Origin of the sequence: Streptomyces sp. NPDC052023 (assembly GCF_044548465.1) — a bacterium.
Classification (GTDB): domain Bacteria; phylum Actinomycetota; class Actinomycetes; order Streptomycetales; family Streptomycetaceae; genus Streptomyces.
On sequence record NZ_JBIUBW010000011.1, the window covers coordinates 108,018 to 128,917 of the forward strand.

20 protein-coding genes and 1 riboswitch are annotated in these 20,900 nt (G+C 71.4%); of the genes, 11 read left to right on the forward strand and 9 right to left on the reverse strand.

The window, feature by feature from the left end; translation table 11 throughout:
• Positions 1-42: 42 nt before the first annotated feature.
• Positions 43-1,212, reverse strand: coding sequence for an FAD-dependent oxidoreductase (locus ACIHCM_RS22470; protein ID WP_399898486.1), 1,170 nt, complete (start codon positions 1,210-1,212; stop codon positions 43-45).
• A 166-nt stretch (positions 1,213-1,378) separates the two neighbouring features.
• Here ACIHCM_RS22470 and ACIHCM_RS22475 point away from each other — a divergent pair, with 166 nt between their 5' ends.
• Positions 1,379-2,053 carry a pentapeptide repeat-containing protein gene (locus tag ACIHCM_RS22475; protein WP_399898488.1) on the forward strand — a complete coding sequence of 225 codons (675 nt, stop codon included), beginning with the start codon at positions 1,379-1,381 and terminating at the stop codon, positions 2,051-2,053.
• Between the two features lie 380 nt (positions 2,054-2,433).
• Here ACIHCM_RS22475 and ACIHCM_RS22480 read toward each other — a convergent pair whose 3' ends face one another.
• Entirely contained in the window at positions 2,434-2,934 is a 501-nt protein-coding gene (locus ACIHCM_RS22480) for a hypothetical protein (RefSeq protein WP_399898490.1), read from the reverse strand.
• Between the two features lie 38 nt (positions 2,935-2,972).
• Here ACIHCM_RS22480 and ACIHCM_RS22485 point away from each other — a divergent pair, with 38 nt between their 5' ends.
• Positions 2,973-4,382, forward strand: a complete 1,410-nt coding sequence (locus ACIHCM_RS22485) for a M1 family metallopeptidase (RefSeq protein WP_399898492.1) — start codon at positions 2,973-2,975, stop codon at positions 4,380-4,382.
• Positions 4,383-4,565: 183 nt separating this feature from the next.
• Here the strand turns inward: ACIHCM_RS22485 and ACIHCM_RS22490 are convergent, their stop codons facing one another.
• The gene (locus ACIHCM_RS22490) at positions 4,566-5,141 is read right to left on the reverse strand and encodes a TerD family protein (RefSeq protein WP_399898494.1); all 576 of its coding nucleotides are present in this window, start codon (positions 5,139-5,141) and stop codon (positions 4,566-4,568) included.
• Positions 5,142-5,315: 174 nt separating this feature from the next.
• On the opposite strand from ACIHCM_RS22490, the gene arfB reads away from it, so the two are divergent.
• Positions 5,316-5,756, forward strand: a complete 441-nt coding sequence (gene arfB / locus ACIHCM_RS22495; RefSeq protein ID WP_399898496.1) for an alternative ribosome rescue aminoacyl-tRNA hydrolase ArfB — start codon at positions 5,316-5,318, stop codon at positions 5,754-5,756.
• A 221-nt stretch (positions 5,757-5,977) separates the two neighbouring features.
• Here the strand turns inward: arfB and ACIHCM_RS22500 are convergent, their stop codons facing one another.
• The gene (locus ACIHCM_RS22500) at positions 5,978-6,580 is read right to left on the reverse strand and encodes a flavin reductase family protein (protein WP_399898498.1); all 603 of its coding nucleotides are present in this window, start codon (positions 6,578-6,580) and stop codon (positions 5,978-5,980) included.
• 351 nt (positions 6,581-6,931) lie between these two features.
• On the opposite strand from ACIHCM_RS22500, the gene cdgB reads away from it, so the two are divergent.
• Together cdgB and ACIHCM_RS22510 are read left to right on the forward strand one after the other, a co-directional pair.
• On the forward strand, positions 6,932-8,596 hold the full coding sequence (gene cdgB / locus ACIHCM_RS22505) for a diguanylate cyclase CdgB (protein ID WP_399898500.1): 1,665 nt from the start codon (positions 6,932-6,934) through the stop codon (positions 8,594-8,596).
• A 121-nt stretch (positions 8,597-8,717) separates the two neighbouring features.
• Positions 8,718-9,653 carry a carbohydrate-binding protein gene (locus ACIHCM_RS22510; protein ID WP_399898502.1) on the forward strand — a complete coding sequence of 312 codons (936 nt, stop codon included), beginning with the start codon at positions 8,718-8,720 and terminating at the stop codon, positions 9,651-9,653.
• 80 nt (positions 9,654-9,733) lie between these two features.
• Here ACIHCM_RS22510 and ACIHCM_RS22515 read toward each other — a convergent pair whose 3' ends face one another.
• The 3 genes from ACIHCM_RS22515 to ACIHCM_RS22525 form a co-directional block, all read right to left on the reverse strand.
• Entirely contained in the window at positions 9,734-10,663 is a 930-nt protein-coding gene (locus ACIHCM_RS22515) for a 1-phosphofructokinase family hexose kinase (RefSeq protein ID WP_399898504.1), read from the reverse strand.
• Between the two features lie 116 nt (positions 10,664-10,779).
• Positions 10,780-11,991, reverse strand: a complete 1,212-nt coding sequence (gene nagA / locus ACIHCM_RS22520; protein ID WP_399898506.1) for an N-acetylglucosamine-6-phosphate deacetylase — start codon at positions 11,989-11,991, stop codon at positions 10,780-10,782.
• Positions 11,991-12,935 (reverse strand): ROK family protein, encoded by a 945-nt coding sequence (locus ACIHCM_RS22525; protein WP_399898508.1) that lies wholly within the window; start codon positions 12,933-12,935, stop codon positions 11,991-11,993. Before ACIHCM_RS22525 ends, nagA begins: the two co-directional genes overlap by 1 nt.
• A 148-nt stretch (positions 12,936-13,083) precedes the next feature.
• On the opposite strand from ACIHCM_RS22525, the gene ACIHCM_RS22530 reads away from it, so the two are divergent.
• From ACIHCM_RS22530 to otsB, 3 genes are read left to right on the forward strand one after another with little or no spacing between them, the layout of a single operon-like run.
• Positions 13,084-14,322: an extracellular solute-binding protein gene (locus tag ACIHCM_RS22530; RefSeq protein ID WP_399898510.1), complete on the forward strand. Its 1,239-nt coding sequence runs from the start codon at positions 13,084-13,086 to the stop codon at positions 14,320-14,322.
• Positions 14,323-14,378: 56 nt separating this feature from the next.
• A complete protein-coding gene (locus ACIHCM_RS22535) occupies positions 14,379-14,612 on the forward strand; it encodes a DUF3263 domain-containing protein (protein ID WP_399898512.1) in 234 nt (77 codons plus the stop codon).
• 52 nt (positions 14,613-14,664) lie between these two features.
• The gene (gene otsB / locus ACIHCM_RS22540) at positions 14,665-15,525 is read left to right on the forward strand and encodes a trehalose-phosphatase (protein WP_399898514.1); all 861 of its coding nucleotides are present in this window, start codon (positions 14,665-14,667) and stop codon (positions 15,523-15,525) included.
• Here otsB and ACIHCM_RS22545 read toward each other — a convergent pair.
• Both ACIHCM_RS22545 and ACIHCM_RS22550 read right to left on the reverse strand, forming a co-directional pair.
• Entirely contained in the window at positions 15,510-16,910 is a 1,401-nt protein-coding gene (locus tag ACIHCM_RS22545; protein ID WP_399898516.1) for a trehalose-6-phosphate synthase, read from the reverse strand. The genes otsB and ACIHCM_RS22545 overlap by 16 nt on opposite strands.
• Positions 16,911-17,003: 93 nt before the next feature.
• A complete protein-coding gene (locus ACIHCM_RS22550) occupies positions 17,004-17,948 on the reverse strand; it encodes a glucosyl-3-phosphoglycerate synthase (RefSeq protein WP_399898518.1) in 945 nt (314 codons plus the stop codon).
• A 150-nt stretch (positions 17,949-18,098) separates the two neighbouring features.
• A riboswitch (SAM riboswitch) is annotated at positions 18,099-18,254 on the forward strand.
• Between the two features lie 18 nt (positions 18,255-18,272).
• On the opposite strand from ACIHCM_RS22550, the gene thrC reads away from it, so the two are divergent.
• The 3 genes from thrC (at position 18,273) to ACIHCM_RS22565 (ending at position 20,579) form a co-directional block, all read left to right on the forward strand.
• Positions 18,273-19,562 carry a threonine synthase gene (gene thrC, locus ACIHCM_RS22555; RefSeq protein WP_399898520.1) on the forward strand — a complete coding sequence of 430 codons (1,290 nt, stop codon included), beginning with the start codon at positions 18,273-18,275 and terminating at the stop codon, positions 19,560-19,562.
• A gap of 86 nt (positions 19,563-19,648) precedes the next feature.
• Complete coding sequence (locus ACIHCM_RS22560; RefSeq protein WP_393108605.1) at positions 19,649-19,924, forward strand: ubiquitin-like small modifier protein 1; 276 nt, start codon at positions 19,649-19,651, stop codon at positions 19,922-19,924.
• A 451-nt stretch (positions 19,925-20,375) separates the two neighbouring features.
• A complete protein-coding gene (locus tag ACIHCM_RS22565; protein WP_004986573.1) occupies positions 20,376-20,579 on the forward strand; it encodes a cold-shock protein in 204 nt (67 codons plus the stop codon).
• The last annotated feature ends 321 nt before the right edge of the window (positions 20,580-20,900 follow it).

A 20,900-nucleotide genomic window follows, 5' to 3' on the forward strand; every position in this document is an offset into this window, starting at 1 on the left:
GGCCGGTGGCCGGTGGCCGGTGGTGACTGACACTCTTCGACCTCAAGCGCGCTCGAGGTCAAGCGGCCGGGTGCCGTGCTGTCCAAGTGCCAGGGATACGGCGGTCAGGGCGCTGTTGAAGGACACCTCCGACAGGACGCCGGGCGCGGCGACCTGATCGCCTGCCAGGTACACGCCGTCGCCGCGTCGCACCGCGGGCCGGTCGCGCCAGGTGGTCCCGGGCAGGTCCACGGCGCCGGTACGGCCGCTCGCGATCGCCTCGCGCCGCCAGGCGACGCGGTCGCGCCAGCCGTCGTACCCGAGATCGAGCAACTGCTCGGCGCGGGCGATGCCGTCGGCGCGGGACTCGTGCGGGGCGATCGGGATCTGGCCCTGGACGAGCTGCTCGCCGGCGGGGGCGAGGGAGCGGTCCTGCGCGGTGAAGCGTTCGAGCCAGCCGGGCGCGTCCAGGTCGCTGATGACGAAGGGGTCGCCGCGCCGGGTGCGTACGGCCAGGTCGATGAGGGCCGTACGGCCGCTCGGCCAGGTCAGCGAGTCGTCGCCGAGGAGGCGGCGGGCGGCGTCGAGGGAGGTGGCGACGATCACGGGCGTGCCGGTGGGGAGGGTGTCGACCCGGGACAGGGTCTCGATCCGGACGCCCAGATTCCAGGCACGCGCGGCCATCCGGTCGACGACGCCCGACCAGCCGCCGCGCGGATAGTGCGCCTCGGGTGGCAACTTCGTGGACCGGCGCAGTCGCTCCTGCACGAACGCGGCGGACAGGATGCCGGGGTCGTGGTGGAAGAGAGCGACGGCCGCGTAGTGCGCGGCGGCCCGTGCGCCCTCCTCGCCCACCTGTTCGGTGGCCCACGTAAGGAAGTCGATGTCGACGGGCGCCTGACGCGCCGGGTGGCGCAGCAGCTTCAGCATGGCGAAGGGCGGGAGGCGGCGCAGCACGCCCTTGTGCCGCAGCCGCAGCCGGGCGGCTTCCCAGGGCGGAAGCGCGGCGAGGGGGCCGATCAGGTCGCGACGCGAGAGCCAGGTCCAATGGGGGCCGCCGTTGTAGAGGGCGTGCGGGCCCTCGTTCGTCCGGTAGGGGCCCTCCGCGGTGCGCGCCCGGCCGCCGAGGGTGTGGTGGGCCTCGTGGACGGTGACCTTCGCGCCCGCTTCGGCGGCGGCGATGGCGGCGGTGAGGCCCGCGAAGCCGCCGCCGATGACGGTGAGGTGGGGCATGGGGTCGGTCTCCCTTGCTCGGGTTCGCCTCTCTGTTTCCGGAAGTACGACTGCGCGAGGCGCCTCCGATGTGACATCGACGGTCGATCGGGGCGCTTCCCACTCTCGGGGCGGGGCGTCTGCGCAGGTCAGGGTGATTGTCAGTGGTGGGGTGCAGGATGGGGGCATGGTGAGGCGAGCGGCGGGCGGCGTGAAGGCGGCACGACGACCGGAGCTGAGGCTGCCGGAGCTGGAGGCGTACGGAGGGGGTGGGCTGGAGCCGGACGGGGACTACGACGGGGTGGAGTTCCAGGGTGCGGAGCTCGGTGGGCAGGACGGCGGGGGCGCCCGCTTCATGGACTGCGCGTTGACGCGATGCGCTCTGGACGAGACGCGACTGCACCGGGCCCGCTTCCTGGACTCGGTGCTCACCGCCCCGCGCGGCGTCGGGACGGACATGTCGGAGGTCACTCTGCGCGACGTCGAACTGCTCGACGCCCGGTTGGGCGGCACGCAACTGCACGGCTCCGCACTGGAACGCGTCCTGGTCCGGGGTGGCAAGCTCGACTTCCTGAACCTTCGGGGGGCCCGGCTGAAGGACGTGGTCTTCGAGGGGTGCGTCCTGGTGGAGCCGGACTTCGGGGGCGCGTCCCTGGAGCGCGTCGAGTTCGTGGACTGCGCTCTGACGGGTGCGGATTTCACCACGGCCACCCTGACCGACGTGGACCTGCGCGGAGCGGCGCCGCTGGAGATCACGCGGGGGATCGACCGGCTGTCGGGGGCTGTGATCAGCGCGAGCCAGCTGCTGGATCTGGCGCCGGTGCTGGCGGGGGAGTTGGGGATCAGGGTCGAAGGGGGATGACGGGTGCGGTGCGGGGGACCGGGTGCGGTGCGGTGGCCGATCGGTGCAGGTGAGCGTCTGCCGGGGGTGGCCGATCGGTGCAGGTGAGCGTCTGCCGGGGGTGGCCGATCGGTGCAGGTGAGCGTCTGCCGGGGGGTGGCTCGTTGGCGCAGGTTGCCGTGTCGGGTGTGGTGGGCGACGGGTGCAGGTGAGTGCCTGCCGGGTGGTGGCCACGAGGGCAGGTGACCGCCCTCAGTGAGTCGGCCCCCGGTGCAGGTGACCGCCCTCAGTGAGCCGGCCCCCGGTGCAGGTGACCGCCCCGGCTTGGTGGCCCCCGGCGCAGGCACCCCAGTGAGCGCCCCCGGCGCGGGGCGCGCGCCGCATCCCCGCCCCCCGCCGCGTCACGGCACCCGCGGGAACCTTGCCTGCAGCGACCAGATCGCCGGGTTCTCCTCCAGGTCCTCGTGCAGATCGCACAGGTCGGCGACCAGGTCGTGCAGGAAGTCCCGTGCTTCGCGGCGCAGTTCGCTGTGGGAGAAGGTGAGGGGCGGCTCCTCGGCCGGCTGCCAGTCGGCCTCGACGTCGACCCAGCCGAAGCGGCGCTCGAAGAGCAGACGGTCGGTGGACTCGGTGAAGTCCAGTTCCGCGTGCTGGGGGCGGGAGGCGCGAGAGCCCGCCGGATCACGGTCCAGCTGCTCGACGATGTCGCACAGTGCCCACGCGAAGTCGAGTACCGGCACCCATCCCCAGGCTGTGGAAAGCTCCCGGTCCGACTTGGTGTCGGCGAGATAGACGTCACCGCAGAAAAGGTCGTGGCGCAGGGCGTGCACGTCCGCGCGGCGGTAGTCGGTCTGGGGTGGGTCCGGGAAGCGGTTGGAGAGGGCGTAGCCGATGTCGAGCACGTACGCGATGGTGTCACGCCTTTCGTAGGATCAAAGACGTGTCCCGTTTTGTACCGGTCGTCCCCGCCGCCCTGCTGGCCCTCGCACTGACCGCGTGTGCGAGCAGCGGTGTCGAGGGGGGCACCCCCGGCGGCTCAGGCCTGCGCGATCCGTACTTCCCGAAGGCGGGCAACGGCGGCTACGACGTCACCCACTACGACCTGGCCCTGGACTACACCCCCGGCACCCGCCACCTCACCGGCCGTACGACGATCACCGCACGTGCGACACAGGACCTCTCCGCCTTCAACCTCGACCTGAGGGGACTGCGCGTCGAGAAGGTCACCGTCGACGGCACCGCCGCCCGCTGGAACCGCGCGGGCCAGGAACTGACCGTCCGCCCCCACGACGACCTCACCGAGGGCCGCACCTTCCGCGTGACGGTCCGCTACTCCGGTACGCCGGCCACCGTCACCGACCCGGACAGCTCGCGGGAGGGCTGGCTGCCCACGGCGGACGGCGCGCTGGCGCTGGGCCAGCCGGTCGGCTCGATGGCCTGGTACCCCGGCAACCACCACCCCTCGGACAAGGCGTCGTACGACATCGAGGTGACCGTGCCGAAGGGCCTGCGGGCGGTGTCCAACGGCGAACTGAGGTCCGAGCGCACCACCGACGGCCGTACGACCGCCACCTGGCACATGGGCCGGCCCATGGCGAGCTACCTCACCACCGTCGCCGTCGGCCGCTACGACATCAGCCGCACGAAGACCCCGGACGGGCTGCCCGTGTACACCGCCGTCGACCCGGCCGAGGCCGCCGGGAGCCGTGAGGTCCTGGCGCGGCTCCCCGAGGTCCTCGCCTGGGCGCAGGAGCGCTTCGGTCCGTACCCCTTCACCTCCACCGGCGTGATCGTCGACCGTCCCGGCGACGTCGCCTATGCCCTGGAGACCCAGACCCGTCCCGTCTTCCCCGGCGCCCCCGACGTCCCGCTCCTCGTCCACGAGCTCGCCCATCAGTGGTACGGCGACTCCGTCACGCCCAAGTCCTGGCGGGACATGTGGCTCAACGAGGGCTTCGCCACATACGCGGAGTGGCTGTGGGCGGAGGACCACGGCGGCGGCAGCGCCCAGCGCACCTTCGACGAGCTCTACGCCGGTACCCGCTACACCACCCCCGAGGAGAACGCGGCCGTCTGGTCCTTCCCGCCCGCGGATCCGCCCGGCGCCGCGCACATCTCCGGCAGCCCGGTGTACGACCGGGGCGCGATGGTCCTGCACAAGATCCGCCGGACGCTCGCCGACGACACCGCCTTCCGTGCCCTGCTCCGTGACTGGGCCACGGCCCACCGCCACGGCAACGCGAGCACGGAGGACTTCACCAAGTTCGTCGAGGAGCAGGCGCCGGAGAAGGATTTCGGCGGCGTCTGGGAGGACTGGCTGTACGGGGAGGGGAAGCCGGATCGGCCGTGAGGCCGGGGGCGCGCTCCACGCGAGGGAATGCGTGTCGCCGGCGGCGATGCTGGCCGCCGGCGGCGCGCTCTGCCGGGCGAGGGCGGGCGGCATCCGGGACGGATGTGGGGCCGCGCATGCCACGGGCCCCTCACCGCGGGGCGATGAGGGGCCCGGTGTTCAGGCTGCCGGGGTGAGCGTCGCTCAGACGTTCACACCGAAGTCCTGGGCGATGCCGACCAGGCCCGAGGCGTAGCCCTGGCCCACGGCGCGGAACTTCCACTCGGCGCCGTTGCGGTAGAGCTCGCCGAAGACCATGGCGGTCTCGGTGGCGGCGTCCTCGGAGAGGTCGTAGCGGGCGATCTCGGTGCCGCCTGCCTGGTTGATGATGCGGATGTAGGCGTTGCGGACCTGGCCGAAGTTCTGCGTGCGGTTCTCCGCGTCGTAGATCGAGACCGGGAAGACGATCTTGTCGATGTCGGCGGGCAGACCGGCCAGGTTGACGTTGATCTGCTCGTCGTCGCCCGCGCCCTCGCCCGTGCGGTTGTCACCGGTGTGGACGATCGTCTGGTCCGGCGTCTGCTTGTTGTTGAAGAAGACGAAGTGCTGGTCCGAGAAGACCTTGCCCTGCGTGTTGACCGCGATCGCGGAGGCGTCGAGGTCGAAGTCGGTGCCGGTGGTGGTGCGGACGTCCCAGCCGAGGCCCACGGTGACGGCGGTCAGGCCCGGAGCCTCCTTGGTGAGCGAGACGTTGCCACCCTTGGACAGGCTTACAGCCATGGTCGGGAGTTCCTTCCCTCGAAGCGTGCGCTATGCGGTGCCGTTGCTGAAGCTACAGCTACCCCTATGAACGCCGCAGGTGGTGCCATGGGTTCCCCGCGCTTTACTTTCTTTACCCGGCTGCCGCGTCCGGCGGCGTTATTCGGGTGACTCCGACCCCGTTCAGGCGGGAACATGTCAGTCATGTCCGGTCGCCCGCACGTCATCCGTGGCTCCGTCCCGCTCCCCGAGGCCGAGCTCCAGTGGCGCTTCTCGCGCTCCTCCGGGCCCGGTGGCCAGCATGTCAACACCAGCGACACCAGCGTCGAGCTGCGGTTCGACCTGGCGGCCACCGAGGCCCTGCCCGAGGTGTGGAAGCAGCGTGCGCTGGAGCGGCTGGCGGGCCGGCTGGTCGACGGGGTCGTCACCGTACGTTCCTCCGAGCACCGCTCCCAGTGGCGCAACCGTGAGGCGGCGGCCGTGCGCCTTGCCGCGCTCCTCGCCGAGGCCACCGCGCCCCCGCCCAGGCCGCGCAGGCCCACCCGTATCCCGCGCGGCATCAACGAACGCCGGCTCCGTGAGAAGAAGCAGCGGTCCGACACCAAGCGAGGGCGGTCCGGCCGCGACTGGCATTGACCGCCGATTGGCGGGAGGTAGGAAACGGCCGGCTGTCACGGCGTAGGGCGAGCGGCGGCTACTAAACAATTGGTCAGCATGTACTGAACAAAAAATCAGCGGCCGCCGAGCCGTCCGGTGCCGGATTCCCCTCTCGCGCCCGGTGCACCCCGTCACATTTCCCGCCGCCCATCCGTCAGGGTCCTGTCGGCGTCCACGGCGGCGCCCGGCGCTTCGGCGGCTCACCCCAGGTGCCGGTACCGCCCCTTGAAGTACAGCAGCGGTCCCCCGTCCGCGCTGGGCACCCGGGCCGTCAGCACCCGCCCGATCACCAGCGTGTGGTCACCGGCCGCCACTCGCTGCTCCGTCCGGCACTCCAGCGTGGCCAGCGCGCCGCCCACCAGGGGCGCTCCGGTCGTCTCACCGCGGACGTAGGGGATGTCCTCGAACAGCAGGCGGTCGCTGATGCGGCCCTTCATGGCGAACCGGCCGGCGATGTGCCGCTGGCTCTCGGACAGGACCGAGACCGCCCACTCGGGCTGCTCGGCGAGCAGGTCGTCCATGCGGGAGCCGTCGCGCAGGCTGACCATGACCAGGGGCGGGTCGAGGGAGACGGACATGAAGGCCGTCGCCGTCATGCCCACGTCCTCGCCCGCCGGCGCCCGCGGGTCGTCGGGATCGAGCGCCGGCTCGCGCGCGGTCACCAGGACCACCCCTGCGGCCAGCCGGGACATCGCGGCACGGAACTCGTCGTTGGTCACCCCCACAGCATGCCCAACGGCCGAGGCCGGGGACGGCTGGGCGGGAACGGTGACGGGCGGTACGGCTGCGTGTGTGTTCGGCACACCCGAAACGCTAATCTCCGATGCGTGCGCTCCGCATCGGACCCCGGCCCGAAGGCGGTCCTAGGACCTGCGACGGACGGTCATGGACACACGATGGACACTCGCGGGACACTCGCACAAATTTTGCGTTCGTTAAACGCACGGGAAAAACGCAGAAACTCCACTCAATTGTTCATCTTCTACTGTGACTTGAGTCACAAGGGGCATTAATTGTTGACCCTGTGTACCGAGTGAGCAGCGCGCTGTGATTCAGTGGCGGGAAGCTGTACTGGAAGCTGTAAGGGCACCACTCAGAAAAGGGCGCCGAAGAGAACCCTTGAATCGCCGCTAGGACTCGGGGGGAGGGCGAGCATGGAGACCGAGTCGGAGCCGTACGTCCGCCTTGCGTCCCTGCGACAACTGCACCAGGTCATGGCCGACATGAACACGGCCCGCAGCCTGGCGGACACCTTGCAGACGGTCGCGAACGGGGTCGTCAGCGCCCTCGGCTACGAGCTGGCGTGCGTCAACCTCGTACGCCCGGACGGCGATCTCGTCGTCGCCGCCTTCTCCGGCAACCCCGCCGCCGAGGCCCTGATCACCGGCCGGGTCGGCTCCCGGGAGTCCTGGGAGCGCCGGCTGAGCATGGGCGAGCAGTGGGGCGACCTCGTCTTCATACCGCACACCGAGGGCTGGGTCCTCGACGACGACGACGTTCCGCAGTGGTACACCGAGGGGCCGGCGCCGCGCTTCGAGGACGAGTGGCACCCCTCGGACCGCCTCTTCGCGCCGATGTACGCGCCGGGCGCCCAGGGCGGCGCCACCTCCGGCGAACTGATCGGCGTCCTGTCCGTGGACCGGCCGCGCAACGGCCGCCGCCCCGGCGCATGGGGCCGCGAGGCGCTCCAGATGTACGCCTTCCAGGCCGCCATCGCCATCAGCAACGCGCGTCTACGTGCGAATATGCAACGCGCGCTGGTCCGCCTGGAGCGCGAGCAGCAGGCCCTGCGGGCCAGCGAGGAGAGCTTCCGGCAGGCGTTCGAGTACGCGCCCTCCGGCATGGCCATCGCCGAGATGGGCGGCGACCAGCACGGCCGCATACTGCGCACCAACGACGCTCTGTGCCGGCTCCTGGGCCGCCCGGCCTCCGCGATGCGCCGCTACTCCTTCTCCGACCTCGTCCACCCCGAGGACATAGGCACGCTCCTGCGCACCTCCGCGGAGGGCGGCCGGGCCGAGCTGCGCCTGGGCCGCCGGGACGGCACCTACGTCTGGGTCAGCCTGCGCAACTCCGTCGTCGCCGACGCCGCCGACGGCCCCCGCTTCCTGCTCACCCATGTCGAGGACATCGAGGAGCGCAAGCGCCGCGAGCTCCAGCTCGCCCACCGCGCCTCCCACGACTCGCTCACCGGCCTGCCGAACTCCGCCGAGCTGCGCTCCCGGCTCGCGGCCCGGCTCTGCCAGCGCCCGCAGACGGGGCACCACGGCGCCTTCGCGTCGCAGGACGCGGCCTTCGGCCATCCCGTCTACGACGCCGGCGGGCACGGCTTCGACTTCGTGCCGGGCGGCAAGGACGCGTACGACGTCTACGACCACCATGTGCACACCGTCGCCCCCGAGGGTGAACACGACGACGGCACGAAGGGGCTCGCGGTGCTCTTCTGCGACCTCGACGGCTTCAAGTCGATCAACGACCGGTTCGGCCACAACGCGGGCGACGCCGTGCTGATCGAGGTCGCCCGGCGGCTCAGCAACGGCGTCCGGGACGGCGACACGGTCGCCCGGCTCGGTGGCGACGAATTCGTGATCCTCGCCGACGGGCTCGGCCGGGCGGACGCCCAGGACCTCGCCGTACGGCTGCGCAACGAGATCATCCAGCCGATCCGGGCCGAGGGCCGGGCCGTCCGGGTCGGGGCCAGTTTCGGCATCGGCTGGGCGCACTGCGGCATGACGGCGGACGAGGTGCTGAAGTCCGCCGACGAGCGGATGTACGTCGAGAAACGATCTCGTCCCAGACAGCACCGCCGTGCGGGATGATCAGCAGGTCGACAGGGTGATGCGACTCGGGTCACCCGTTTGGGCCACCGGAAGCGGGTAGGCTCGCCATTCTCACCACACGTACCGCATCCGTTCCGCACCTGTTGAGGAGTACCAAGGGATGACGCCCGGCAACAACGGCGCGAGCACGCCCGAGGACGACGACCCGTTCGGCTACCTGTACGCCGACGGTCAGGCCAACGGCGCCCAGCCCCCGTCCGGCGGCTACGGCTACCCGAACTCGGTCAGCAGGGTGCGTACGGTCGGCGAGCGGCCGTACGGTCAGCAGGCCTACGGCCAGCCGAACGTGCCGCCGCAGCAGCAGGGCACCTACGGCCGGCCGAACGCGCACTACGCCGCACCCGAGACGTTCCCCGGCGGCGCGCAGACCACCCAGTCCCCGATGCCCGGCCACGGCTCGGGCGGCGGCGGCCGCGGCCGCGGGCCCAACACCAAGGGCCTGCTGATCGGCGCGATCGCGGTGGTCGCGGCGGTCGTCATCGGCATCGGCGTGGCCATGCTGGGCGGCGACGACGACAAGAACGCCGGCGACCAGCCGGCTCCCACCCCGACCGCCGAGCAGAGCGCCGAGTCGACTCCGTCGGGCGAGAGCAGCGCGGACAGCGAGGCCGACCTGCCGGCGATCGACGCCAAGGCGCTTCAGCTCGGCGGCGGTGCCACCACCGCGTCCGACATCGAGGGCGCCAAGGCGGACGGCGGTGTCTACGTGACCGGCTTCAACGCCGTCGGCGCCTCGGCCACCTGGACGGTGAACGGCATCCCCGAGTCCGGCAAGTACACGCTGTTCGTCGGCTACGGCGTGCCCGGCAAGGACGCCAACGCCACCCTGACGATCAATGGCACGGCCCAGACCCGGCCCTTGAACATGGCCAACTTCGCGAAGGCTCCCGAGGGGGCCTACGAGAAGGGCTGGACCGAGACGTGGGGGAACGTCCAGCTGAACAAGGGGACCAACACGATCAAGCTTTCGTGTGAGACCGGCAACTCGTGCGATGCCAACATCGACCAGTTGCGGCTCATCGCAGGTTGGAAGTGACGGTCGGCCACGGCGAGCGTGGCCGACCGTGCAACTGAGTGCGGCCACCCTCCAAGTGCGGGCAGTACCCAGGTAGGTGCTTACGCTGCGGCCTCGTGCGCTGTCACCGCGACCCTCCCCAGCAGTTCCTCGTAGGTCCCCCGGTCGAACTCGCCTGCGACCGGGGCCCGCACCGTGGCTGTCGCCAGGGCGACCGCGCGGATCAGGCGTTCGGGCCACGGCAGGCGTTCCACCAGTCCGGCCAGCAGGCCCGCCGTGACGGAGTCCCCGGCACCGGTCGGGTTGCCGTGGATCCGGGTGGGCGGGGTGGCCCGCCAGGTGCCCTCCGGGGTGGCTGCCAGCAGGCCCTCCGGGCCCAGGGAGGCGACGACCGCGTGGGCGCCGCGCCGGCGGGCGGCGTGCGCGGCGCGCAACGGCTCGTGCGCGCCGGTGAGTTCGGCCAGTTCGTCGCTGTTGGGCTTGACCACGTCGGGCCGGGCGGCGACCCCGCGGCGCAGCGGCTCGCCGCTGGTGTCCAGCAGCACCGGTACACCGGCCGCGCGGGCGGTGCGTATCAGGCCCGCGTACGCGCCGACCGGCACCCCCGGCGGCAGGCTGCCGCACAGGGCGACCGCCGAGGCCGGCGTGAGCAGGTCCTCGTAGGCCTCCTGGAAGGCGGACCACTCGGGCGGCGTGATCGCCGGGCCGGGTTCGTTGAGCTGGGTGGTGTCGCCGGTGCGCTCGTCGACCACGGCTATCGTGCGCCGGGTCGCGCCGCCGATCGGGACCAGCGCGTCGACCACGCCGGGCGTGGCCGTGAGCCGGTCCTGGACGATCCGTCCGGTACCGCCGCCGGCGAAGCCCGTGACCGTCACCTCGTGCCCGAGCGCCGCCAGCACCCGGGCCACGTTGAGGCCCTTGCCGCCGGGGCGTTCGCTCACCTCACAGACGCGGTGGCTGGTGTGGGGCCGCAGGGACCGTACGCGGTAGGTGATGTCGAGAGCGGTGTTCAGCGTGACCGTGAGGATCACCCGTGCCGACCTCCCCCGAGGATGCGTTTCTCGTTTTCCGGAGGGTCGATCATGCCAAAGAGACGGCGGGCCGCCCAGTCCCCGGGGCGGCCGCCGTCCGGCTACTGGCGGAACATTCAGTCCAGTTGGGGATCGACCACCCATTCTCCCCGGCGCATCACGCCCTTGAGGTCGAAGTCCGCGTCCAGGACGACCAGGTCGGCGTCCTTGCCGGGCTCCAGGGAGCCGATCCGGTCGTCCAGGCCGAGCAGCCGTGCCGGGTTGGCGGACAGGGCCTTCACGACGTCCTCGACCGGAATGCGGTCGACGGTCACCGCCCGCTTGAACGCGCGGTCCTGGGTGAGCGTCGAGCCGGCGATCGAGCCGCCCTCCACCAGCCGGGCCACGCCCTCGCTGACCTCGACCTCGAGCGGGCCGAGCATGTAGCGGCCGTCGCCGAAACCGGCCGCGTCCATGGCGTCCGTGATGAAGGCGACCCGCTCCGCGCCCGCGTGACGGAACGCCAGTTCCAGGGCGGCCGGGTGCAGATGCGTGCCGTCGTTGATCAGCTCGACGGTGACGCGCTCGTCCTCCAGCAGGGCGGCGATCGGGCCGGGGGCGCGGTGGCCGAGCGTGGGCATCGCGTTGAAGAGGTGCGTGGCGACGGTCGCGCCCGCGTCGATCGCCTCGACCGTCTGCTCGTACGTAGCGTCCGTGTGGCCGACCGCCGCGATCACGCCGTGCTCCACCAGCAGCCGTACCGAGTCGATGCCGCCCGGCAGTTCGGTGGCGAGGGTCAGCATCCTGGCCTGGCCGCGGGCCGCGTCGATCAGCTTGCGCACGTCCGCCGGCTGCGGGTCGCGCAGCAGTTCCTCCGAGTGGGCGCCCTTGCGGCACGGCGAGATGAAGGGCCCCTCGAAGTGGATGCCGGCGATCTCGCCCTGCTCGGCCAGCTCGGACAGCAGGCCGGCGCGGTGGGCGAGGAAGTCCATGTCGCCGGTGACGGTGGAGGCGACCAGGGTGGTCGTGCCGTGCAGGCGGTGGGTGCGGATGCCCTGGAGGACCTCGTCGACGGTGCCGGAGGTGAAGGAGGCGCCGCCGCCTCCGTGGTTGTGGATGTCCACGAAGCCGGGGACGATCCAGTGGCCGGTGAGGTCGACCCCCTGGACGCCGGGTGCGGAGGTGGCGGCCACACGGGTGCCCTCGACGACCACTCGGCCGTTCTCGATGGTTCCGGTGGGCAGGACCACGTGGGCGCCGGTCAGCACCAGGGGTGCTCCGGCCGTCGCGGGCTGCGGGTGCGTGGTCGCTGGTCGCGCAGTTCCCCGCGCCCCTGTGGGGGTTGCCATCAGGGCGTTGCCTCCTTGCGGTCGGTTCGGTCGAGGAGATCCCAGGCCAGCAGGCCGGCTCCCAGGCATCCCGCGGTGTCCCCGAGGGCCGCGGGGAGGATCGCCGGCAGCTTCTGGAAGGTGACGCGCTGCCGGACCGCGTCGCGCAGTGGTGTGAACAAGGTTTCCCCCGCCTCCGCGAGCCCGCCACCGATGACGAGCGTGCCCGGGTCCAGCAGGGTGAGGGCGGTGACCAGGCCGTCGGCCAGGGCGTCGACGGCCTGCTGCCAGACCTCCACGGCGCGGGCGTCGCCGGACTCGACCGCCTTCGCGCAGTCCGCCGCGTCCGCCTGGACGTCACCGGTCGCCGTGGCCCACGCCTCGCTGACCGCCGACGCGGACGCGAACCGTTCCAGGCAGCCGCGCTGGCCGCACGGGCAGGGCGTCCCGCCGGGACGTACGACGACATGGCCGATCTCGCCCGCGAAGCCGTGGGCGCCGGACTCCACCCGGCCGTCGATGCCGATCGCGCCCGCTATCCCGGTGCCCAGCGCGACGAACAGGAAGCGGTCGGCTCCCCGGCCCGCGCCGATCCGGCCCTCGGCGAGTCCGCCGGTGCGCACGTCGTGGCCGAGGGCGACCGGGAGGCCGCCGAGCCGCCCGGTGAGCAGCGCGCGCAGCGGTACGTCACGCCAGCCGAGGTTGGCCGCGTAGGCGGCGATGCCCCGCTGTGCGTCGACGATGCCGGGGACGGCGACTCCGGCGGCGGACGCGGGGGAGCCGAGGTGCCGGTCGCCGTACGCGCGCAGCTCGGCGGCGAAGTCGAGGATGCCGTCGACGACCGCCTGCGGTCCGTGCTCGCGGCCGGTCGCGCGGCGTGCCTGGTGCAGCAGGGCGCCGTCCGCCCCGACCAGGGCGGCCTTCATCGCGGTGCCGCCCACATCGAGGGCGATGACGTGTCTCACGGGGGACAGTGTGGCCCGTGCACCCGGAAGAGGTCTAGTCCACTTGCGTGGTGTAGACCTTGATCCGTAATTCGGACGACGTGAACGACGTATGGACAGGGTGGGCTACAGCGTGCAGCGGCGGCGCAGAAAAGGAATGATCGCGGTGATGTCCGCACTGGGCATGACGGCGGTCCTGGGCGGCTGCGGCCTCACCGGAGGTTCCGACGACGTCACGCTCAGACTCGTGGCCGCGGACTACGGCGACAGCGCGGCGAACAGCTCCGAGAAGTACTGGGCGAAGCTGGTCGACGCCTACGAGGCCGACCATCCCGGCGTCCAGGTCGAGGTCAGCGTGTACTCCTGGAGCGACGTCGACCGCGAGGTCAAGGAGATGGTCGACGCCGGGAAGGCGCCCGACATGGCGCAGATCGGGGCGTACGCCGACTACGCGGCCGACGATCTGCTCTACACCGCGGACGACCTGCTCTCCATACCCGTCCAGGCCGGGTTCTCCTCGGCGCTCGCGGGGGCGGGGCAGGTCAACGGGGTGCAGTACGGCATGCCGTTCGCCGCCTCCACCCGGCTGCTCTTCTACAACAAGGAGCTCTTCGAGAAGGCCGGTCTCACCGCGCCGGCCACCTGGGCGGAGCTGGCCGACGCCGCCGAGGCGCTGGAGGCGGACGGTGTGAAGTACCCGTACGCCCTGCCGCTCGGCTCGGAGGAGGCGCAGGCCGAGACCATGCAGTGGCTGCTCAGCGGGGGCGGCGGCTACGCCGACGCGGTCGGCAGGTACACCATCGACTCCCCGGAGAACGTCGCGACCTTCACCTGGCTGCGCGACGAGCTGGTCGGCGAGGGGCTCACCGGGCCGGTCGCCCCCGGCAAGCTGGACCGGGCCGACGCCTTCGCCGCCTTCGCCAAGGGCGAGGTCGGCATGCTGAACGGGCATCCGTCCCTGATGAAGATGGCCGAGAAGCAGGGCGTGGAGTACGGCATGGTGCCGATGCCCGGCGTGGACGGCGAGTCCAAGGCCACCATGGGGGTCGCCGACTGGATGCTCGCCTTCAAGCAGAACGGCCACAAGGAGCAGGTCGGCGAGTTCCTCGACTTCGTGTACAGCGAGCAGAACGTCCTCGACTTCTCCCGCGAGTACGACCTGCTGCCGGTCACCAACTCCGCCTCCGACGCGATGAGCGGGGCGCCGCAGGACCGGGACCTCAAGCCCTTCCTCGACGAACTCGCCCTCGCCGAGATCTATCCCGTGGGCAAGACGTCGTGGGCGTCGGTCAGCGCGGAGGTCAAGAAGCGGATCGGCTCCGCCGTGGCACCGGGCGGCAGCCCGGCGGCGATCCTGGGCCGGCTCCAGTCGACGGCCACGACGGCGGAGAGCTCGACGGCCCGCTAGCGCAGGACCGGCCGGGGCCGGACCCGTTGTCGGTGGGGGCGGCTACCGTGCTGAGCATGGACCAGCAGCAGCTCGCCCGACGGGAACAGGACGTCCTCGCCCTGGAGCGCCGTGGCTTCTTGGGCCCCGGCGCCAAGGAGCGCGCGATACGTGAGGAGCTGGGCCTGGCCCCGGTCCGCTACTACCAGCTGCTCAACGCCCTGCTCGACGACCCGCGGGCACTGGCGCACGACCCGGTGACGGTCAACCGCCTGCGGCGGATACGGCAGCGGCGCCGGGCGGAGCGGTAGCGCCGGTCCGGCGGGGCCGCCGGACCGGCGTCAGGATGGATAGGGTCGCGGTATGGGCAGCCACGAGACCGAAACCGGCAAGACTCTCCCCACGCCCGCCACCTCCGCCGGGCGGGCCGGGCTCGACGCGATCCTCGCACGGCCCGGCAAGGCGGTGATCGCGCTCGACTTCGACGGGACGCTCGCCCCGATCGTGCCCGACCCGGAGCAGGCCCGCGCCCACCCGGACGCCGTGCCGGCGCTCGCCGCCCTCGCCCCGAAGGTGGCCGCCGTCGCGGTGATCACCGGGCGCCCGGCCGACGTCGCCGTACGCCACGGCGGGTTCGCGGGCGTCCCCGGTCTGGAGCACCTCGTCGTCCTCGGTCACTACGGCGCCGAACGCTGGGACGCCGTCAGCGGCGAGGTCAGCGCGCCCGCCCCGCACCCGGGCGTCGCCGCCGTCCGGGACGAGCTGCCGGGACTGCTCGGCCGCGAAGGCGCCGGGCCGGGCACGTGGATCGAGGACAAGAGCCGCGCGATCGCCGTCCACACCCGCCGCGCCGGCGACCCGCAGGCCGCGTTCGAGGCCCTGCGTGGACCCCTGACGGACCTCGCCGCCCGGCACGGACTGATCGTCGAGCCCGGCCGCATGGTCCTGGAACTGCGCCCGCCCGGCATGGACAAGGGCGTGGCCCTCCTCGACTACCTCCGGGAACGGGGCGCCGAGTCCGTCCTCTACGCGGGCGACGACCTCGGCGACCTCCCCGCGTACGCGGCGGTCGGCACGCTCCGCTCGGAGGGCACACCGGGGCTGCTGGTGTGCAGCGGCAGCGACGAGGTGACCGAGCTGCGGGAGCGGGCCGACCTGGTGGTCGCCGGCCCGCAGGGCGTGGTCGGACTGCTCGCGGGTCTCGCGGCTCAGCTGGAGGGCTGATCGCGCAGGGCGGTCAGCTGGTCGAGGAACCACTGGGCCGGAGGCAGGGCGGTGGCGGCGGCCGCCAGCCGCTTCGTCCGCTCGGCGCGTTCCCCGGCCCGCATGGTCAGCGCCTCGTGCAGCGCGCCGGCCGTGCCGGTGATGTCGTACGGGTTCACCGCGATCGCGTCCTCGCGCAGTTCCTCGTACGCCCCCGCCTCCCGGGACAGCACCAGCGCGCATCCCTCGTCGGACACCACCGGCACCTCCTTGGCGACCAGGTTCATGCCGTCGCGGATCGGGTTGACCAGGGCCACGTCCGCGAGCCGGTAGGCGGCGAGCGAGCGGGCGAAGTCGTCCTTCACGTGCAGCACGACCGGCGTCCAGCCCGGCGTCCCGTAGCGCTCGTTGATCTCCTCGGCCACCCGCCGCACCTCGGCCGTGTAGTCGCGGTACACGGCGAGGTCCTGCCGCGAGGGGTAGGCGAAGGCGACGTGAACCACCCGTTCGCGCCACTCGGGGCGGTCGTCGAGCAGCTGCCGGTAGGCCAGCAGTCCGCGCACGATGTTCTTGGACAGCTCGGTCCGGTCGACGCGGACGATCGTCCTGCGGCCCTCGCCGACCTCCGCCCGCAGCGCGGCCATCCGCTCCTCGACGTCGGCCTCGTGGGCGCGCTTGCGCAGGAAGTCGGCGTCGGCCCCGAGCCCGTGCACGCCGATCCGTGTGTCCCCGAGCCCTCCGGTGAACGTCTCGCAGCAGGCCGTGAAGGCGTCCGCCCACCGCCGGGTGAGGAAGCCGAGCCGGTCCGCGCCGAGCATCCCGCGCAGCACCTGTCCCGCGACGTCGTCCGGCAGCATCCGGAAGTACTCCGGCGGCGCCCACGGGGTGTGCGAGAAATGGCCGATCCGCACGTCGGGCCGCAGTGCGCGCAGCATCCCCGGCACCAGCGTCAGGTGGTAGTCCTGCACCAGCACCGCGGCGCCCTCGGCCGCCTCCTGGGCCAGCGCCTCGGCGAACGACCGGTTGTATGCCTCGTACGCCGCCCACTGCCGCCGGAACTCCGCGTCGAAGACCGGCTCCAGCGGCGTCTGGTACAGCATGTGGTGCACGAACCACAGCACGGAGTTGGCGATGCCGTTGTACGCGTCGGCGTGCACCCCGGCCGCGATGTCCAGCATCCGCACACCGGACTCGCCCACGCCGCGCCGCACCGCCTCGCGGTCGCCGTCGCCGAGGGCGGAGCACACCCACAGCGCGCCGGCGTCGGGGCCGATCGCGGAGAGGCCGGAGACGAGCCCGCCGCCACCACGCCTGGCGTGCAGCGAGCCGTCGTCACGCACCTCGTACGAGACCGGGCCCCGGTTGGAGGCCACCAGTACCTGCGCAGGACCGTACGTCGAAGCCATACGCCTCAACCTAGCCCTCTCCTGATCCGCTCAAACGTACGGTTCGAGACCGAAAGGCGGCCGTATACAGCCGTACGCTGCCGTACCCAGCGCTCAGGCCACTTTCCGGGCCGCGTACTCCGCGATCTCCACCATCGGCGGGCGTTCCTCCGTGTCCACCGAGTACGTCCGTGGCTCGAACCCGTCCTCCACCCGTTCGAACTGGGTGAGGCACGGGCGGACGAGGTGGCCGCGGGCCAGCCGGAGCTGGGCCGTGCGGTAGATCGCCGCCGCCATCCGGCCGAGCGCCTGCCCGTCCTGGTGACGGTGCTTGCGCACGCCGACGTCCACCTGGGCGAGGGCGTCCAGCCCGACCAGATGCAGGGAGTCCACGAGCATGCCCAGCTCCACGCCGTACCCGACCGGGAACGGCAGCTGCTCCAGCAGCGAGCGCCGGGCCGCGTACTCACCGCCGAGCGGCTGCACGAAGCCGGCCAGCTGCGGCCAGTGCAGGTTCAGCAGCGGGCGTGCCACCAGCTCGGTCACCCGGCCGCCCTGCCCGGCGGCGTCGCCCAGGGGGCGGTCGTACATCCCCTTGACGAGGGCGATGTCCGGATCGGTGAGCAGCGGTCCGACGATGCCCGTGACGAAGTCCGAGGAGAACTCCTTCAGGTCGGCGTCGATGAAGCAGACGATGTCGCCGCGGGTGACGAGCAGCGAGCGCCACAGCACCTCGCCCTTGCCGGGGACGGGCGCGACGCGCGTGAGTATCCCGTCGCGGTGTTCCACCCGGGCGCCCGCCGCGGCGGCCACCTCGGAGGTGCGGTCGGTGGATCCGGAGTCGACCACCACGATCTCGTCGACCAGCGGCACCTGCTCCACGAGGTCGTGCCGGATCGCGGCGACGATGTCACCGACGGTCTCCTCCTCGTCCAGCGCGGGCAGCACGACACTGATCGTCTGGCCCGTGCCGTGCTTCGCGGCCAGGACCGTGTGGAGCGGCCGGTCGGCCAGCGACCAGGAGCGGGTGCTCAGCCAGCGCTCGACTTCCTCCAGCACGGTCCGGTGCTCCTCTGCATTTCGTGATCCATCTCGCGGTTCGGACGACTATCTCAGCAGTCCTGGCCTTCGGTTACAGTCTTGAACAACGCTGGTGACCATCGCATGTCGGGGGCCGTCGGCGCGCACCACGGCATGACAACCACATACAGCTCATCCAGAGGGGCAGAGGGAAACGGCCCGTTGAAGCCCCGGCAACCCTCCAGTCGGTTCTCGTAGATCGTTCTCGATCGTTCCGCGAGGCTCCCGGCTAGGGAAGGTGCCAATTCCGTCTCACGGCGAGATGCGTCGTGAGGAAGATGAGGAGAAAGGGCCTCGCCTCACATGGCTGTGCAGACTGTCGCAAGCAGCACCAGCAACCCCACCGTCGACCTCGGTCCCGCCGCGGCGCTGTCCTGCCGCGAATGCGGCCACCGCGTCCCGCTCGGCCCGGTCTTCGCGTGCGAGGAGTGTTTCGGCCCGCTGGAGATCGCCTACGACTTCTCCGCGTACGAAGCGGAGGAGCTCCGCAAGCGCATCGAGGCGGGCCCGTCGAACATCTGGCGTTACGCGCCGCTGCTGCCCGTCCCCGCCGACGTGGCCGGCAAGCCGAACCTGAACCCGGGCTGGACCCCGCTGGTCCAGGCCGACCGCCTCGCCGGTGAACTCGGCGTGGAGCCCGGCAAGCTGTTCGTCAAGGACGACTCCGGCAACCCGACCCACTCCTTCAAGGACCGGGTGGTCGCCCAGGCCCTGGAGGCCGCGCGGGCCTTCGGCTTCACGACTCTCTCCTGCTCCTCCACCGGCAACCTCGCCGGTGCCGTCGGCGCCGCCGCCGCCCGGGCCGGCTTCCGCTCCTGCGTGTTCATCCCGCACGACCTGGAGCAGGGCAAGGTCGTGATGGCCGCGGTCTACGGCGGCGAACTCGTCGGCATCGAGGGCAACTACGACGACGTGAACCGCTTCTGCTCCGAACTCATCGGCGATCCGGCGGGCGAGGGCTGGGGCTTCGTCAACGTGAACCTGCGGCCGTACTACGCGGAGGGGTCCAAGACCCTGGCGTACGAGATCTGCGAGCAGCTCGGCTGGCGGCTGCCCGACCAGATCGTGGTGCCGATCGCGTCCGGCTCCCAGCTGACGAAGATCGACAAGGGGCTCCAGGAGCTGATCAAGCTCGGTCTCGTCGAGGACAGGCCGTACAAGATCTTCGGGGCGCAGGCCGAGGGCTGCTCGCCGGTGTCGACCGCGTTCAAGTCGGGGCACGACGTCGTACGGCCGCAGAAGCCGAACACCATCGCCAAGTCGCTGGCCATCGGCAACCCGGCCGACGGGCCGTACGTGCTGGACATCGCGCGGCGTACCGGCGGCGCGGTGGAGGACGTGACGGATGCTCAGGTCGTGGACGCGATCAAGCTGCTCGCGCGGACCGAGGGGATCTTCGCGGAGACCGCGGGCGGGGTGACCGTCGGGGTCACGCGCAAGCTGGCCGAGAACGGGGCGCTGGACCCGTCGCTCACCACCGTCGTACTCAACACCGGTGACGGTCTGAAGACTCTGGACGCGGTGGCGGGGACGGGACTCACGGCGACGATCCGGCCGAGCCTCGACTCGTTCCGCGAGGCTGGTCTCGCGTAAGAGAGCTTTGCACTTCGTCTGCGGGCCGGTGGGCGCCGGCTCCCAGTCCCCGCCCCCTGGGGCGTCACCCTGACCGGAGGTTCCACGTGAGCGTCACTGTCCGTATCCCGACCATCCTGCGCACCTACACCGGTGGCCAGGCCGAAGTCACCGCCGACGGGGCGACCCTCGCCGAGGTGATCGACGACCTGGAGAAGAACCACACCGGCATCGCCGCCCGGGTCCTGGACGACCAGGGCAAGCTGCGCCGGTTCGTCAACGTGTACGTCAACGACGACGACGTCCGCTTCGAGCAGGGGCTGGAGACGGCGACCCCGGACGGCGCAGGCGTGTCCATCATTCCGGCGGTGGCCGGAGGCTGAAAGGCCGCCGAAACCGCCCACGCGTTACCGTGAGTAAGTCCGGTTACTCAATGTTCATCGAATTGCCCCCTCCGTGAGAGAAGCGGAGGGGGCAATTCAGTGTGGTTGAGCGCGGTAGAGTTGGGGAACGCGTCGCGAGGTGACATGCCGGACGCATATGAGTTCCGGCTCCGGTGCGATGAGAAGTAGCCAAAGTGTGTGGCTCTTTTGCGCCTTTCATTCCTTTTATGGAGCCCGACTTGCCCTGAATTCGGGCAGATTCTCCCTAAATTGCCGACCGTCTGCACCCAGATTTCTCGTCCGATTGACCTGTTGCAGACGGCAGTTGGACAGATACATTCAGCCGCGGTCGACGCGTTCCGGCGCACGCCCCCGGTGAACAGGGGGCGAGGTCTGACCCGGATCCGCGAAGTGCGGATCTGTGCAAGGGCCAGTAATAGGGGAGTTAGGCATGGCTCAGGGCACCGTCAAGTGGTTCAACGCGGAGAAGGGGTACGGCTTCATCGCGGTCGACGGTGGTGCGGACGTCTTCGTCCACTACAGCGCGATCCAGATGGACGGCTACCGGACCCTCGAAGAGGGTCAGCGGGTCGAGTTCGAGATCTCGCAGGGTCAGAAGGGCCCGCAGGCCGACATGGTTCGCGTCACCGCTTAAGCGCGCGACCACCGCATGTGACGTTTTTGTTCGAAGGGCCCGTACCTCTCCGGAGGGGCGGGCCCTTCGGCGTGCGCCCCCTGGGGCGCGCCTTGTGCCCCCCCTGTGCCCGCCTTGTGCCCGCATCCGGTGTTCGCGGGTGGCGGAGCCCCCGGCCCGGATCCGGGGAGGCGCTTGCACTCGGCAGGGGCGAGTGCTAATCATTGCGTTAGCACTCTGAAGGTGAGAGTGACAAAGAAGGACCGGGTCGGTGAGGCCGCAGGCCGGGTGGGGCAAGGAACCACGAGGCAGGCGAGCCGTCCGTCGCGGGCGCGGGCGCGG

Excerpts from the sequence above, each read along its gene's own strand:
- arfB (WP_399898496.1), top strand. The coding sequence starts at position 5,316 with ATGTCAGTCATGTCCGGTCGCCCGCACGTCATCCGTGGCTCCGTCCCG.
- ACIHCM_RS22565 (WP_004986573.1), top strand. The coding sequence starts at position 20,376 with ATGGCTCAGGGCACCGTCAAGTGGTTCAACGCGGAGAAGGGGTACGGC.
- ACIHCM_RS22535 (WP_399898512.1), top strand. The coding sequence starts at position 14,379 with ATGGACCAGCAGCAGCTCGCCCGACGGGAACAGGACGTCCTCGCCCTG.
- ACIHCM_RS22470 (WP_399898486.1), bottom strand. The coding sequence starts at position 1,212 with ATGCCCCACCTCACCGTCATCGGCGGCGGCTTCGCGGGCCTCACCGCC.
- otsB (WP_399898514.1), top strand. The coding sequence starts at position 14,665 with ATGGGCAGCCACGAGACCGAAACCGGCAAGACTCTCCCCACGCCCGCC.
- ACIHCM_RS22490 (WP_399898494.1), bottom strand. The coding sequence starts at position 5,141 with ATGGCTGTAAGCCTGTCCAAGGGTGGCAACGTCTCGCTCACCAAGGAG.
- ACIHCM_RS22510 (WP_399898502.1), top strand. The coding sequence starts at position 8,718 with ATGACGCCCGGCAACAACGGCGCGAGCACGCCCGAGGACGACGACCCG.
- ACIHCM_RS22530 (WP_399898510.1), top strand. The coding sequence starts at position 13,084 with ATGTCCGCACTGGGCATGACGGCGGTCCTGGGCGGCTGCGGCCTCACC.
- ACIHCM_RS22475 (WP_399898488.1), top strand. The coding sequence starts at position 1,379 with ATGGTGAGGCGAGCGGCGGGCGGCGTGAAGGCGGCACGACGACCGGAG.
- thrC (WP_399898520.1), top strand. The coding sequence starts at position 18,273 with ATGGCTGTGCAGACTGTCGCAAGCAGCACCAGCAACCCCACCGTCGAC.
- ACIHCM_RS22545 (WP_399898516.1), bottom strand. The coding sequence starts at position 16,910 with ATGGCTTCGACGTACGGTCCTGCGCAGGTACTGGTGGCCTCCAACCGG.
- cdgB (WP_399898500.1), top strand. The coding sequence starts at position 6,932 with ATGGAGACCGAGTCGGAGCCGTACGTCCGCCTTGCGTCCCTGCGACAA.
- nagA (WP_399898506.1), bottom strand. The coding sequence starts at position 11,991 with ATGGCAACCCCCACAGGGGCGCGGGGAACTGCGCGACCAGCGACCACG.